We start from the raw sequence: 13,483 nt of genomic DNA, 5'->3' as shown, positions 1-13,483 counted from the left end.
TTCCGGCAGGGGTTCCGGCTCTTGCGGCACCGGGCGCTCACGCACCTGCACCTCTGTCACTTCATTCTGCATGTTGATGACGATGGATTTTTGCTCACTCGCCACCTTCTCGCCTCGGGGCGGTTCAACCAGCGTGGCCATGAACAGCAGGATCCCCAGACTGAGGGCAATTCCCAGTCCCAGACTCATCAACTTGTATTTCATTTCGGTGCCACCGCCACGGCAATATTGGCAATGCCCGCCGCCTTGGCCTCATCCATCACCCGCACTACCTTGCCGTGCGGTACCCGCTCGTCGGCCTGGATCACCAGGCTGGCATCGGGCTGTTCCGCCAACAGGCGGGCAATACTGGCCTGTACCCGCTCCACGTCTATCTGCTTGCGGTCGAGGAAGATCTGACCCTGGGCACCTATCGCCAGCATGATGCTGGAGGATTTCTGCGCCTTGGCCTGACTGGCCTGGGGTCTGTGCACCTCGAGCCCGGCTTCACGCACAAAGGAGGTGGTGACAATAAAGAAGATCAGCATGATGAACACGATATCCAGCATGGGAGTCATGTCGATCTGCACTTCGTCACGCTGACGTTTGGATTGCCGTCTCATTGCATTACCTTCTCTTCTCGCAGGCCGTCCCGAGTCTTGGCCAGCGCACGCTTGGCCTGGCTCTCGAGTCGGCTGAGTAACAAGACGCCGGAGAGGGCCACCACCATGCCTGCCATGGTGGGGATGGTGGCGCGAGAAATACCGCCCGCCATGCTCTCCGGGTTAAAGCGGTTGGCCGCGGCCAACGCATCGAATACGCCTATCATGCCGGTTACTGTACCGAGCAGGCCCAGCATGGGGCAGAGCACCACCAGGGTGCGGATGAAGATCAGATGACGGTTGAGCTCAAGCTCGGCCTGAGCCAGCCAGCGACCACGAATGGCCCTGGCATGCCAGCTGTGGCGCTCACTGCGCGCCTGCCAGCGGCCAAGCAGCTGTTGCTGCAAGGGACCAAAGCCCAGATTGAGGTAGAGCAGCCGCTCGATCATCAGAATCCACATCAGCACCAGCAGGGCCAGAATGACCCAGAGCACGGGGCCGCCACGCCCCATGAAGCTCTGCAACTGTTGCCAGATGTCGAGCATCATGCTGCCCGCTCCATCCCGTTGTTATTGCTCTCGGCGCGCTCGGCCAGGATGCCGGCGACTTGCTGCTCCAGCACATTGGAGAGCTCGGTGAAGCGGGACTGCAGCAGGCTGTGAGCCAGGATCAGCGGAATGGCAGCCACCAGCCCCTGAACCGTGGTGATCAGCGCCATTGAGATGCCGCCCGCCATGATCTTGGGATCGCCGGTACCGAACTGGGTGATGGCCTGGAAGGTACCGATCATGCCGGTCACAGTACCGAGCAGACCCAGCATGGGGGCGATGGCCGCGATCACCTTGACCATTCCTATACCGCGCTCCATGCGGGGCGTCTCCTGCAGGATGGCCTCATCCAGCCTCAGCTCGAGGGTTTCCATGCTCAGCTCGGGATGCTGCTCCGCGACCGTCAGCACCCGACCAAGGGCATTGTCGGCGTGATATTCGCCGCTCTTGAGCTGGCGACGCACCAGAGTCAGCTCGCGGGAGAGGCTCCACAACCGCACTGCTGCGATCCCCAAACCGATGGCGGCCAGCAGCACTATGATGGCGCCAACCTGGCCACCCTGTTGAACTTGCTGCCAGAAAGTAGGCGCCTGTGCCAGCATCTCCAGCAGGGTGCCGTGGGAAGGATCCAGCGGCAGAGTTTCTCCCTCCTGACCCTGATAGGCCGCGACCTCGGAGAGCACACCACCTGGCAGACCCAGCACAGGGCTCAACCCCTCGGCTGTGGGCTGCAGGAAACCGTCACCACCAAACAGGGCAAAGCTGCCGACCCGGGTCAGCGGCTGCTCGCTGGCAGCGCCCTGGGCATCTAGCACCTTGCCGTCGAACTGGGCAATCCGGCCAGACTCGCGGATCTCTTGCAGCAGAGTCGCAGGCAACAGGGCGAGGGCGGCGCGATCCGGTACCTGCTTCTCCTGCGCCATGGCTTTCAACGGGGCGAGGCGATCGGGATATTGACCTTCTACCGCAGACTCGGCCAGCAGCTTGACCGCATCGCTGGCACCCTGACGGGTCACGGCAAAAATGTCATTCATGTCGCCGGAGGCCTGCTCCCACTGACCGTTGAGCTCGACCAGCTGCTTTTCATTGCTGGCGAACTGGCTGGCCAGCTCCTTGCTCAGACGCTGCGCCTCGGCCAGTTTGGCGCGGGCACTGTTGAGCTCTTTGGAGACGGTCGCCAGATCCTGCTGGGCCTGCTGTTCGCGAGCCTGCTCCTGCTGCTGCCAGGCCTCATCGGCGATGGCCGCATTGGCACCCAGGGAGAGGGCGATAACGAGAGGGAACCATTTCATGACTGAGCCTCCTGGCTACGGCTGACCGACAGGGGCACATGGAGCAATTGCGGGACTTTCTTGTCGGTGGCCATCTCCAGTGCATCGGCGATGGGGGAGAGCCACTGACTGTCGAGGGCTTGCCACTGCTTTGCTTCCGCAGACCAACGCCATGCCTGACTGCGATCGGCTGTCATGGCCAGCAGGGAGACACGGCCCAGCGCCAGCACGTCGACCCGGCGCTGCGCACCATCCAGCGCCAGCTCGGCGGAATAACTGTCCATCCGGCTGCCGTATTCGGCTTCAATCTGATAGGCCTGCAGCAGCTGACGGAATTTCTCCGCTTCGCTCACATCGGCTCTGGCCAGCGTCGCTTTCAGCTGTTCAACCCGTGCCAGGCGATCTTCTTTGCGCAGCGGCAGATCATCTTGCACCAGCTGTTCCAGATCGGCTTGCATCTGCAGCATCAGCGGGATCAGGCCCTGCCGGGTCTCTTGCACCGCCTCCAGCTGCTGGCTCAACTTGCCCAGTTCATTCTGCTGAGTGGCCACCAAAGACTGCATGTAGCGGTTGTAGGCTTCCAGATCACGCAGTTGCAGCTGCGCATTTTGCAGCTCCAGTCTGGCGGCAACGGCCGCATCGGCGGCTTTTTCCACACGCTGCTGGGAGACTTTCCCGGCGGCTATGCTGTTCTTCAGTGCAGGCGCGACCAGATCATCGGCGCTGGCAGCGAAGTGGACTGACAATGGCAACAAGGCCAAACCCCAAAACTTGTTCATGATATAAATCTTAACAATGATAACTATTCTCATTGTCTCAAAGAGTGGGGTCAGTGGCAATCAGATGATTTTCTTGGCCTTCGGTGGAAAAAACAGGATAATTTTTAAGCAAGCACGGGAGTCACTGGCGTTGGTAGTCACAACACCAAATCAATAAATAAAAAATATCTTTTCGATCAATGTGATAGGGATCGAAAAAGGAGATGTACATGTTTAACGATGCGATCTGGGAACACATCGATCGATTCACCAAGGCCAAGAAGACCAGCGAGATCCAGCAGCAACTTGAGCGCTTCAGTCATCAAATGGGCTTTGATTACTTCCGTCTGCTGATTATTTTCCCCATCAGCATGCAGAAATCCCATGTGGCACTGTTCAACAACTGCCCCACCAGCTGGTTCGAAGCCTACAGCGAACGGCACTACCTAACCCAGGATCCAGTGGTGTTCTTGGGCCTGAAGCAGACCCAGCCCATCTTTTGGAACAAGCTCGACTGCGACTCTCCCTGGCTACCCAGCGCCAGCCGGGAAGTCATGAATCTGGCAGCCGACTTCGGAGTGAGAAACGGCGTCTCCTTCCCGCTGCATACGCCGCAGGGGGAACACGGCATCCTCTCTTTCATCAGCAAGGAAAAATCCAATTCTGATCTGATGTTTGAAAACGTTCCCTTGCTGTCGTTCTGCGCCAGCTACATCTTCAATTCGGCGTTGCAGCTGATAAAGAGCAGACCGGATTTGATGAAGCACCTCACTGAGCTGTCGGATCGGGAGAAGGAGTGCCTGTTCTGGGCCAGTGAGGGCAAGACCTCCTGGGAGATCGCCACCATACTCGGCATCAGCGAGCGGACCGTGAACTTCCACCTCAACCAGGTCACCAACAAGACCGACTCGAAGAACCGCAACCAGGCGATCGCCAAGAGCATCTCCAGCGGCATCATAGTGCCTTCGCTGGACGACGTGACCATCACCAACCTGCGGCTGTCATAGCGGCCCCCCGCCAGATAGCCCCAAAAAAAGAGCCGCAATGCGGCTCTTTTTTCATTTCAGACAACGGCTTATTCCACGGTCACGGATTTCGCCAGGTTGCGCGGCTGATCCACGTCCGTGCCCTTGATGAGGGCAACATGGTAGGAGAGCAGCTGTAACGGCACTGTGTAGACGATGGGGGCTATCATCTCTTCCACGTGGTTCAGGCTCATCACCCGCATGGTGGCATCGCTCTTGAAGCCGGCGTTCGCATCGGCGAACACGTAAAGAATACCGCCACGAGCCCGCACCTCTTCCACGTTGGACTTGAGCTTCTCCAGCAGATCGTTGTTCGGCGCCACCACTATGATGGGCATTTCGGCATCGATCAGCGCCAGCGGGCCGTGCTTCAGTTCACCGGCGGCATAGGCTTCGGCATGGATGTAGGAGATCTCTTTGAGCTTGAGCGCCCCCTCCATGGCGATGGGGTACTGACTGCCACGGCCGAGGAACAGGCTGTGGTGCTTGTCGGCGAACTCTTCGGCCAGGGCTTCTATGTCCTTGGCCAGCGCCAGGCTCTCCTTGATGCGCAGCGGCAGGGCTTGCAGCGCCTTGACCAGCTCGGCCTCGGCTTCGGCGCTCAGGTTGCCACGGCAGTGACCAACGGAAGCCACCAGCATCAGCAGACCGGCCAACTGGGTGGTGAATGCCTTGGTGGAAGCCACGCCGATTTCGGCGCCAGCACGGGTCATGAAGGCCAGATCCGATTCACGCACCAGAGAGGAGCCCGGCACGTTGCAGATGGCCAGCGAGCTCATGTAGCCGGACTGCTTGGCCAGTCGCAGGGCGGCCAGGGTATCGGCGGTCTCGCCACTCTGGGACAGAGTCACCAGCAGGCTGTTGGGACGCACCACGGATTTGCGATAGCGGAACTCGGAGGCGATCTCCACGTCGCAGGAGACGCCGGCTATCTCTTCGAACCAGTAGCGAGCGACCATGCCCGAGTTGTAGGAAGTGCCGCAGGCGACAATCTGGACGTGCTCGACCTTGTCAAAAATGGCGCGGGCGCCGTTGCCGAACGACTCGACCACAACGTGATCCGAACCCAGACGACCTTCCAGGGTATTGGTAATCGCTTTGGGCTGCTCGTAGATCTCCTTGAGCATGTAGTGACGGTATTCACCCTTGTCACCGGCATCGTGAGAGAGTTCGGACTCCAGCTCTTCACGCACCACGGCATCACCGTGAGTATCAAAGATATGCACGTCGCGACGGGTCACCTCGGCCACATCGCCCTCTTCCAGGAAGATGAAGCGACGGGTCACCGGCAGCAATGCCATCTGGTCGGAGGCGATGAAGTTCTCGCCTATGCCACGGCCAATCACCAGCGGGGAGCCGGAGCGAGCCACGACCACGCGGCTGTCATCACGGCTGTCCATCACCACAGTGCCATAAGCACCGCGCAGCTGTTTCACCGCAATCTGCATGGCAGCCAGCAGGCTGTCGGCAGATTTCAGTTCGTGGTGCACCAGATGAGCGATCACTTCGGTATCGGTGTCTGAGCTGAACACATAACCCAGCCCTTGCAGCTCGGCCCGCAGCTCTTCGTGGTTCTCTATGATGCCGTTGTGCACAACAACGATATGCTCGGAGACGTGAGGGTGGGCATTGCGCTCGGACGGCTCGCCATGGGTGGCCCAGCGGGTGTGGGCTATGCCGGTACCGCCGTGGACGGACTGCTCCTCCAGCGCCTTGGCCAGCTCGGCCACCTTGCCGAGGCGGCGTACCCGCTGCAGCGGCTGGTTGGCGCTGAACACAGCCACACCGGCCGAGTCGTAGCCGCGATATTCCAGACGGCGCAGGCCTTCTACCAGGATTTCAGCCACATCACGTTGGGCGACGGCCCCGACGATGCCACACATACACTTCTCCTCAAGACGTAATAAACGGAAATTGATTTGGATGGTTCAGATAAAAATGTCAGCCAGTCCTGTCAGCCAGCAACCGGGGCGCAGATCAGCGTGATCCCCCTGGCTTGAATTTGTTCTCTGGCCGAGGTGGCCAGCCCTTCATCGGTCACCAGGGTATGGATGCTCGACCAGGGCAGCTCCAGATTGGGGATCTTGCGGCCAATCTTCTCCGACTCGACCATGACGATGACCTCCCGCGATACCTCGGCCATCACCCGGGACAGGCCCACCAGCTCGTTGAAGGTGGTGGTGCCCCGCTCCGGATCTATGCCATCGGCACCGATGAAAAGCTGGTCAAAGTCATAGGAGCGCAGCACCTGCTCCGCCACCTGACCCTGAAAGGATTCAGAGTGGGGATCCCAGGTACCGCCGGTCATCAGCAGGGTGGGTTCGTTCTCCAGCTCGCGCAGGGCACCGGCCACATTGAGGGAGTTGGTCATGACGATGAGGCCGCGCTTGTTGCCCAGCATGGGGATCATGGCGCTGGTGGTGCTGCCGCTGTCGATGATGACGCGATTGTGATCGCGGATCCGTTCGGCGGCGGCACGGGCAATTGATAGCTTTCGTTTCGAAACTTGCTCCGGATTGCTGTCCACCACCATCTCGCTCGGCAGAGGCACGGCACCACCATAACGACGCAACAGCAGGCCACCGGTTTCCAGCACAGCGAGATCTTTTCGGATGGTCACTTCCGAGGTGGAGAAGTGCTTGGCGAGGGTATCGACACTCACTTCCCCCTGCTCCTGCACCAGATTCACTATGGTGTGACGGCGCTGCTGAGTATTACGTTTGGTCATCATTAAGTTTCGATTCGAAAGAATGTCGAAATGTTAGCGCCTTTTTCGGAAAAATAAAACAGCAAATAGGATCCGATTTGGTTCGATGCCAGAATGGGGCAGCTGATTTGCAACGAGGACGCCATGCAAAAAAAAGTCATCTGGCTGGTGGAAGATGAGGCCAGCATCGCCGACACCCTGATCTATGCGCTGCAAACCGATGGTTTCGAGGTGGAGTGGTTTCCCCTTGGCCAGACGCTATTGACGCGACTGGAACAGACGCGACCCGATTTCCTGATCCTGGATGTGGGGCTGCCGGACATCAGCGGCTTCGAGTTGTGCAAGCAGGTACGGGGCCACTGCGACACCCCCCTGATGTTTCTCACCGCCCGCAGCGAGGAGATAGACAGGCTGATAGGGCTGGAAATTGGCGCCGACGATTATGTGGCCAAGCCGTTCTCGCCACGGGAGGTGTGTGCCCGGGTACGAGTGATACTGCGCCGCAGCCAGCCGGCCGCCACCCAACCGAGCCACTTGCTGGCACTGGATGAGGAGCGGGCACGCATCAGCTTTCACGGCCAACCGCTGGCCCTCACCCGTTACGAGTACCTGCTGCTCAAGACGCTGATGCAGGCACCTGGACGGGTCTACTCTCGTCAGCAGTTGATGGATCTGGTGTGGAGTGGGGCAGAAGAGAGCCTGGATCGCACCGTCGACACCCACATCAAGACCATTCGCGCCAAGCTGCGGGAACGTGACGCTGACGCCAACCTGATCCTGACCCATCGCGGGCTGGGCTACAGTCTGGAACTGGCATGAGGATCGGCCTGCAGCAAGCATATGGTCTGGCGCCCGGATACAAACGGATAGAACTGGTATGAGAATAGGACTGCAACTGCTGTGCGGACTGGTGCTGATCTTCGCGCTGGCGGCCTGGTTTGTGCTGGAGATCTTCGTCGAGGAGATAAAACCCGGGGTGCGCAGCGCCACCGAAGATACCCTGGTTGATATGGCCCAGATGCTGGCACCGCTGGCACTTGACGATCTGCAGGAAGGAAAAATGGCCGATGGCAGGCTGGCCAGCGCCTTCGCCCGCCTCAACCAGAGCCCCATCAATGCCCTGATCGACGGGCACCTCAAGCAACAGGCTGAATATCGCATCTATGTGACTGATCGCTGGGGCAAGGTGGTCTATGACTCGGACGGGGTGGATCTGGGCAAGGACTATTCGCGCTGGAACGACGTCTACCGTACCCTGCGCGGCCAGTACGGGGCTCGCAGTACCCGCAGCGATCCGGATGATCCCGCCAGCTCCGTCATGCACGTGGCCGCGCCGCTGCGTGAGGGGGGGGACATACTGGGCTCCCTCACGGTCGCCAAACCCAACCGCACTCTGATGCCAATGATAGAGCGCAGCGAACACCAGCTATTGCAGGCGGCAGCCATGCTGTTGCTCATCTCGCTGCTGATCGGCGCCCTGCTGGCATGGTGGCTCAACCGCGCCATCGGCAAGCTGGTGCACTACGCCGATGCGGTCAGTCACAACCAGCCTGCCACTCTGCCGGGACTCCACAGCCCGGAGCTGGAGCGACTCGGTCGTTCCCTCGAGACCATGCGCCGTCAGCTCGATGGAAAGGCCTATATCGAATCCTATGTACACAGCCTGACCCACGAGCTCAAAAGCCCGCTGGCCGCCATTCGCGGGGCTGGAGAGCTGCTGGCCGAAGCGCCCCCCCCCGAGGTGGCTCGACGTTTCATCGGCAACATCAATCTGGAAACAGCCCGCATGCAGCAGTTGATAGAACGCATGCTGCAACTGGCCAAGCTGGAATCGGGGCAGGGGCTGGATCGCCAGGCAACCGAACCAGCCAGACTGGGCAAGCGGGTACTTGATGCCCGCCAGATCATAGCCCAGCGTCGTCAGGTAACCCTGGTGGCCGAACTGGCCGACGCCTCAAAGCAGAAGTGGGATCCCCTGCTGGTAGAGCAGGCCCTCGGCAACCTGCTGGACAACGCCCTCGACTTCTCCCCTGCCGGCAGCACTGTCAGATTGACCGGCGAGATGCATGCAGACGGCTATCGCTTTCAGGTACGGGATCAGGGCCCCGGCATTCCGGACTATGCCCTGCCACGCATCTTCGAGCGTTTCTACTCCCTGCCCAGACCCGACAAGGGCAAGAGCAGCGGTCTGGGGCTCAGCTTTGCCACAGAAGTGGCACGCCAGCATGGCGGTCGGCTGCACCTCTGCAACCAGCCAGAAGGTGGCGTGCTGGCCGAACTCTGGCTGCCAGCCGGCTGACACTTCACATTGGGCACATAAAGTGGCGCTATGCTGCCGCCTCCCGGCCCTTTGTCCCATTCTCCAAGGAGACCCCATGTCCCGGATCCTGTTACCCGGCCTGCTCGCAGCAGGCCTGATATTCTCACTGCCCGCCAGCGCGGCCTCCGGCTGCATGCTGTTTGCCGATGGCACAGGCAAGCCCATCAGCAGCCAGGGGGATTGCTCCAGCCAGTTGCCACCCGCCTCCACCTTCAAGATACCACTGGCGCTGATGGGCTATGACAGCGGCTTCCTGGTGGATGAAAATCTGCCCGCTCTGCCATTCAAACCCGGCGACGATGACTGGTTGCCCGCCTGGCGCGAGACCACTACCCCGAGCCGCTGGCTCACCTACTCTGTGGTCTGGTACTCCCAGCGTCTCACGGAGTGGCTGGGGATGGAGCGCTTCCAGCAGTATGTCGACCGCTTCGACTACGGCAACCGTGATCTTGCGGGCAATCCCGGCAAGCACGATGGTCTGACCCAGGCCTGGCTCAGTTCGAGCCTCGCCATCAGCCCTCAGGAGCAGGCCCGCTTCCTCGGCAAGATGGTGAGCGGCAAGCTGCCGGTCTCCGCACAGACACTGCAGCACACAGCCAATATCCTGCGCCAGCCCGACATCGATGGCTGGCAGATCCACGGCAAGACCGGCATGGGCTACCCCAAGCTGCTGGATGGCACCCTCAATCGGGATCAGCAGATCGGCTGGTTTGTCGGCTGGGCCAGCAAACCGGGCAAGCAGCTCATCTTTGTCCACACTGTCGTGCAAAAGCCCGGCAAGCAATTCGCCTCGATCAAGGCGAAGGAAGAGGTGTTTGCCGCCCTGCCTGACCAGCTGAAGAAGCTGTGATCCCAGAACCGGCGCAAGGCGCCGGTTTTTTTATCACCCTTCACTCCCGCTTCACTCGGCCCCATCTCCTCTTCACCCAAGCCCGGCACACTTGTTCCCGTCAACAAGGAGACGTGTCATGGTCAAACAGATATTCACCCACAAGATCTTTCTGCTGCTGTTGCTCAGCCTGCTGCTGATGGTGCCGGTGCAATCCATCATGGAGCTGAACCGGGAGCGTCAGGCCTATCGCAGTCAGGCCATCCACAGCATCATGGCCAGCAGCAGCGGACCGCAGCGGCTGCTCGGGCCGGTCGTGGTGCAGCCTTACACCCGCACCGTCATCATGGAGCAGGATGGCAAGCGCTTCGAACGCAAGCTGCAGCTCTACCGCTACCTGCTGCCGGAACAGCTGGATGTGCGGGCCAGCATGGAAGTGACCCCCCGCAAGCTCGGCATCTATCAGGCCCAGGTCTACCAGACCCGGATCTCCCTCTCCGGGCATCTGCCAACCCGGCTGGAAGGCAAGACGCTGGTATCCGGTGATCCCGATCTGAGCGTCGATGGCGCCGATCCGGCATTGGTGGCGGGCAAACCCTATCTGAGCCTGGTGCTGTCCGATGCCCGCGGTATCAACAGCGTCCCCGAACTGCAATTGGGGGAAGCGCGCATTCCGTTTGCCCCTGGTGCCCGGCTGGGTGACGGTCTGGCCGGTATCCATGCCCCCCTCGATACCTTGCCGGACGACAATGGCGTCTTTCATATCGAACTGAATCTGCAGGGCATGAACACCCTCGAAGTGGTGCCGCTCGGCCAGGACAGCAAGCTTCACCTCAGTAGCAACTGGCCTCACCCCAACTTCATCGGCGACTTTCTCCCCGGCAACCGGACCTTGAATCAGCAAGGCTTCGAGGCCAGCTGGCAGACTAGCTGGTTTGCCACCGACATGGAGACCCGCTTCAATCGCATGATGAAGGGAGTCAGCGGCGATCTGCCCGCCTTCAGCGTCAGCCTGGTGCAGACGGTGGATCACTATCAGCTGAACGAGCGGGCGGCCAAGTATGCACTGCTGTTTATCGGCCTCACCTTCATCAGCTTCTTCATGTTCGAACTGCTCAAGGGGTTGCGGGTACACCCGATCCAGTACGCTCTGGTGGGCATGGGGCTGGCAATATTCTATCTGGTGCTGCTGGCACTGACCGAGCACCTGGGCTTTGGCTGGGCGTATCTCATCGCCAGTCTCGCCAGCGTGCTGCTCAACGGTTTTTACCTTAGCCATGTGCTGGGCGGGCCTAAACAGGGGCTCGGCTTCGCGGCCTTGCTGGGGCTGGTTTACGCCATACTGTTCGGCCTGTTGCAGGCAGAAGAGATAGCCCTGCTGCTCGGCGCCCTGCTGCTGTTCGCCATACTGGCGCTGGTCATGATGCTGACCCGCAAGCTGGACTGGTATCGCGTGATGGGCAACAACTCACCAACCCGCGAACCATAAGGGATCTGCCAGAAACAAAACCGGCGCCATCAGGCGCCGGTTGCATTTTATTGATCGGGTATCACTTCTTCTTGACCGGACGGGCCCAATTCTTGATGTGGCGCTGGGGCACACGGGTGATGACCAGCTCGTTCTCAGCCACATCCTTGGTGATGGTTGAACCGGCCCCCAGGGTAGCGCCCTTGCCGATGCGCACCGGCGCTACCAGCTGGGTATCGGAGCCGACAAACACATCGTCCTCTATGATGGTCTGGAACTTGTTCACACCGTCGTAGTTGCAGGTGATGGTGCCGGCACCGATATTCACCTTGGCACCCACCTCGGCATCCCCCAGATAAGTGAGGTGACCACACTTGGAACCGACCCCGAGACGGGATTTCTTCATCTCGACGAAGTTGCCGACGTGGGCATCCTGCTCCAGCACGGCGCCAGGACGCAGACGGGCAAACGGGCCGACGGAACACAGATCTGCCACCTGAGCCCCTTCAATGATGGAGTAAGGTTTCACCTCTGTATGATCGCCGATGACGCAATCCTTCAGCACGCTGCCGGCCCCGATGCGCACGTGGTTGCCGAGCGTCACCTTGCCTTCGATGATGACGTTCACATCGATCACCACCTCTTCGCCGATCTCCAGCGTTCCACGCAGATCGAAACGAGCGGGGTCGAGCAGGGTCGCACCGGCGATCATCAGCTTCTCGGCCTGCATTTGCTGATAACTGCGCTCCAACTGAGCCAGTTGAACCCGATTATTGGCCCCTTCCACTTCCATGGCGCTGTCAGGATGGACGGCGGCGATGGGGCAACCATCGGCATGGGCCATGGCGATCACGTCGGTCAGGTAGAGTTCGCCCTGGGCATTATTGTTGTCCAGGCGCGACAACCAGCCACGCAAGTCGGCGCCGTTGGCCACCAGTACACCCGTATTCACTTCACGGATGGTCAGCTGCTCGGCATTGGCATCCTTCTGCTCGACGATACCGACCACCTGGCCGTTTTCCCGCACGATACGGCCGTAGCCTGTGGGGTTGTCCAGTACCACTGTCAGCAGCGCCATGCCCTTGTCGGCCTTGGCGGCCAGCAGCCGTTGCAGTGTCTCGGGCTGGATCAGCGGGGTATCGCCGTAGAGCACCAGCACGTCATCTTCATCTTTCCAGAACGGGCTCGCCTGGGCGACGGCATGGCCGGTACCCAGTTGCTGCGCCTGCAGCACCCAGTTCAGGTCGGGTGCCAGGATCCGCTCCTTCAACAGCTCGGCACCGTGGCCATACACCAGATGCAACTGCTCGGCACCGACCTGGCGGGCGGTGTCGATCACATGGGAAACCATGGGTTTATTGGCTACCGGATGCAGCACTTTGGGCAGGACTGAGCGCATGCGAGTACCTTTACCCGCAGCCAGGATCACGACGTTGAGGGACATAATTCGACCTTTGGAACATGAAAAAATACTCGGCGGAGTCTATCCAACGAGCAAAAAAAAAGCGACCAGAAGGTCGCTTTTTACATCACCGCAATTAACGGTAATTCTTTTTGACGATATCGATAACCCGCAGTTGGGCCATCGCCTTGGCCAGCTCGGTGGCGGCCTGGGCGTAGTCGATATCACCATGGGAGCTGTGGATCCGCGCTTCGGCCGCACGTTTGGCTTCAAGGGCTTTCGCCTCATCCAAATCCTTGGCACGAATCGCAGTGTCCGCCAGTACGGTCACAGATTCGGGTTGTACTTCCAGCATACCGCCGGAGATGTACAGCACCTCTTCCGCTCCATTCTGCTTCACCAGACGGACCAGGCCCGGCTTGATGGCAGTCAACAACGGAGCATGACCGTGACGGAGACCCAGCTCACCCTCGAGGCCTGATACCTGAGCAGATTGCACGCGACCGGAAAACAGTTTCCCTTCGGCGCTCACCACATCCAGGTGAAAGGAGATCATCTCAGCCATGGGCCCTCC

The 13,483-nt window shown here is 60.1% G+C and carries 14 protein-coding genes (1 of these 14 only partly in view); 5 read left to right on the top strand and 9 right to left on the bottom strand.

The window, feature by feature from the left end:
• The 5 genes in view from AC1P02_RS05160 to AC1P02_RS05140 are tightly spaced (each overlapping or abutting the next) and all read right to left on the bottom strand, a layout consistent with a single transcriptional unit that may run on beyond the window.
• Positions 1 to 204, bottom strand: the start of a protein-coding gene (locus AC1P02_RS05160) for an energy transducer TonB (RefSeq protein ID WP_059169517.1). 459 nt of this gene lie to the left of the window's left edge; only the first 204 of its 663 coding nucleotides appear in the window; the start codon lies at positions 202 to 204; its stop codon lies beyond the left edge, outside the window.
• The gene (locus AC1P02_RS05155) at positions 201 to 602 is read right to left on the bottom strand and encodes an ExbD/TolR family protein (RefSeq protein WP_005321875.1); all 402 of its coding nucleotides are present in this window, start codon (positions 600 to 602) and stop codon (positions 201 to 203) included. Before AC1P02_RS05155 ends, AC1P02_RS05160 begins: the two co-directional genes overlap by 4 nt.
• Entirely contained in the window at positions 599 to 1,129 is a 531-nt protein-coding gene (locus AC1P02_RS05150; RefSeq protein ID WP_005321870.1) for a MotA/TolQ/ExbB proton channel family protein, read from the bottom strand. The genes AC1P02_RS05155 and AC1P02_RS05150 overlap by 4 nt, the downstream gene beginning before the upstream one ends.
• Positions 1,126 to 2,421, bottom strand: a complete 1,296-nt coding sequence (locus AC1P02_RS05145) for a MotA/TolQ/ExbB proton channel family protein (RefSeq protein ID WP_131731205.1) — start codon at positions 2,419 to 2,421, stop codon at positions 1,126 to 1,128. Before AC1P02_RS05145 ends, AC1P02_RS05150 begins: the two co-directional genes overlap by 4 nt.
• Positions 2,418 to 3,179, bottom strand: coding sequence for a DUF3450 domain-containing protein (locus tag AC1P02_RS05140; protein ID WP_485184369.1), 762 nt, complete (start codon positions 3,177 to 3,179; stop codon positions 2,418 to 2,420). Before AC1P02_RS05140 ends, AC1P02_RS05145 begins: the two co-directional genes overlap by 4 nt.
• A gap of 209 nt (positions 3,180 to 3,388) precedes the next feature.
• Between AC1P02_RS05140 and AC1P02_RS05135 the strand changes: the two genes are divergently transcribed.
• On the top strand, positions 3,389 to 4,165 hold the full coding sequence (locus AC1P02_RS05135) for a helix-turn-helix transcriptional regulator (protein WP_005321862.1): 777 nt from the start codon (positions 3,389 to 3,391) through the stop codon (positions 4,163 to 4,165).
• 68 nt (positions 4,166 to 4,233) lie between these two features.
• On the opposite strand, the gene glmS is transcribed toward AC1P02_RS05135, so the two are convergent.
• Complete coding sequence (glmS, locus tag AC1P02_RS05130) at positions 4,234 to 6,066, bottom strand: glutamine--fructose-6-phosphate transaminase (isomerizing) (protein ID WP_011899256.1); 1,833 nt, start codon at positions 6,064 to 6,066, stop codon at positions 4,234 to 4,236.
• Between the two features lie 71 nt (positions 6,067 to 6,137).
• Positions 6,138 to 6,911 carry a DeoR/GlpR family DNA-binding transcription regulator gene (locus AC1P02_RS05125; protein ID WP_021139933.1) on the bottom strand — a complete coding sequence of 258 codons (774 nt, stop codon included), beginning with the start codon at positions 6,909 to 6,911 and terminating at the stop codon, positions 6,138 to 6,140.
• Between the two features lie 123 nt (positions 6,912 to 7,034).
• Here AC1P02_RS05125 and blrA point away from each other — a divergent pair, with 123 nt between their 5' ends.
• The 4 genes from blrA to creD all read left to right on the top strand — a co-directional run bounded on the left by blrA (position 7,035) and on the right by creD (position 11,528).
• Entirely contained in the window at positions 7,035 to 7,709 is a 675-nt protein-coding gene (blrA, locus tag AC1P02_RS05120; protein WP_306640197.1) for a beta-lactam response regulator transcription factor BlrA, read from the top strand.
• Positions 7,710 to 7,767: 58 nt separating this feature from the next.
• On the top strand, positions 7,768 to 9,189 hold the full coding sequence (gene blrB / locus AC1P02_RS05115; protein WP_485184366.1) for a beta-lactam sensor histidine kinase BlrB: 1,422 nt from the start codon (positions 7,768 to 7,770) through the stop codon (positions 9,187 to 9,189).
• A 76-nt stretch (positions 9,190 to 9,265) separates the two neighbouring features.
• Positions 9,266 to 10,060, top strand: coding sequence for a class D beta-lactamase (gene blaOXA / locus AC1P02_RS05110; RefSeq protein WP_059112317.1), 795 nt, complete (start codon positions 9,266 to 9,268; stop codon positions 10,058 to 10,060).
• A 118-nt stretch (positions 10,061 to 10,178) separates the two neighbouring features.
• Positions 10,179 to 11,528 (top strand): cell envelope integrity protein CreD, encoded by a 1,350-nt coding sequence (gene creD / locus AC1P02_RS05105; RefSeq protein WP_113721770.1) that lies wholly within the window; start codon positions 10,179 to 10,181, stop codon positions 11,526 to 11,528.
• Between the two features lie 61 nt (positions 11,529 to 11,589).
• Here creD and glmU read toward each other — a convergent pair whose 3' ends face one another.
• Positions 11,590 to 12,951, bottom strand: coding sequence for a bifunctional UDP-N-acetylglucosamine diphosphorylase/glucosamine-1-phosphate N-acetyltransferase GlmU (gene glmU, locus AC1P02_RS05100; RefSeq protein WP_485184363.1), 1,362 nt, complete (start codon positions 12,949 to 12,951; stop codon positions 11,590 to 11,592).
• A gap of 94 nt (positions 12,952 to 13,045) precedes the next feature.
• A complete protein-coding gene (locus AC1P02_RS05095; protein ID WP_005319630.1) occupies positions 13,046 to 13,474 on the bottom strand; it encodes a F0F1 ATP synthase subunit epsilon in 429 nt (142 codons plus the stop codon).
• Positions 13,475 to 13,483: the final 9 nt, after the last annotated feature.

The sequence above is a fragment of the Aeromonas sp. TS_SC_11 genome, assembly GCF_057318915.1.
Note: the sequence above shows the minus strand (reverse complement) of the source record. Positions and strands in the feature narration are given on the sequence as shown.

Bases quoted from the DNA above. Each gene is read 5' to 3' on its own strand.
- glmS (WP_011899256.1), bottom strand. From the start codon at position 6,066: ATGTGTGGCATCGTCGGGGCCGTCGCCCAACGTGATGTGGCTGAAATC.
- AC1P02_RS05125 (WP_021139933.1), bottom strand. From the start codon at position 6,911: ATGACCAAACGTAATACTCAGCAGCGCCGTCACACCATAGTGAATCTG.
- AC1P02_RS05140 (WP_485184369.1), bottom strand. From the start codon at position 3,179: ATGAACAAGTTTTGGGGTTTGGCCTTGTTGCCATTGTCAGTCCACTTC.
- AC1P02_RS05150 (WP_005321870.1), bottom strand. From the start codon at position 1,129: ATGATGCTCGACATCTGGCAACAGTTGCAGAGCTTCATGGGGCGTGGC.
- AC1P02_RS05155 (WP_005321875.1), bottom strand. From the start codon at position 602: ATGAGACGGCAATCCAAACGTCAGCGTGACGAAGTGCAGATCGACATG.
- creD (WP_113721770.1), top strand. From the start codon at position 10,179: ATGGTCAAACAGATATTCACCCACAAGATCTTTCTGCTGCTGTTGCTC.
- AC1P02_RS05145 (WP_131731205.1), bottom strand. From the start codon at position 2,421: ATGAAATGGTTCCCTCTCGTTATCGCCCTCTCCCTGGGTGCCAATGCG.
- blaOXA (WP_059112317.1), top strand. From the start codon at position 9,266: ATGTCCCGGATCCTGTTACCCGGCCTGCTCGCAGCAGGCCTGATATTC.
- glmU (WP_485184363.1), bottom strand. From the start codon at position 12,951: ATGTCCCTCAACGTCGTGATCCTGGCTGCGGGTAAAGGTACTCGCATG.
- AC1P02_RS05135 (WP_005321862.1), top strand. From the start codon at position 3,389: ATGTTTAACGATGCGATCTGGGAACACATCGATCGATTCACCAAGGCC.
- blrB (WP_485184366.1), top strand. From the start codon at position 7,768: ATGAGAATAGGACTGCAACTGCTGTGCGGACTGGTGCTGATCTTCGCG.
- blrA (WP_306640197.1), top strand. From the start codon at position 7,035: ATGCAAAAAAAAGTCATCTGGCTGGTGGAAGATGAGGCCAGCATCGCC.
- AC1P02_RS05095 (WP_005319630.1), bottom strand. From the start codon at position 13,474: ATGGCTGAGATGATCTCCTTTCACCTGGATGTGGTGAGCGCCGAAGGG.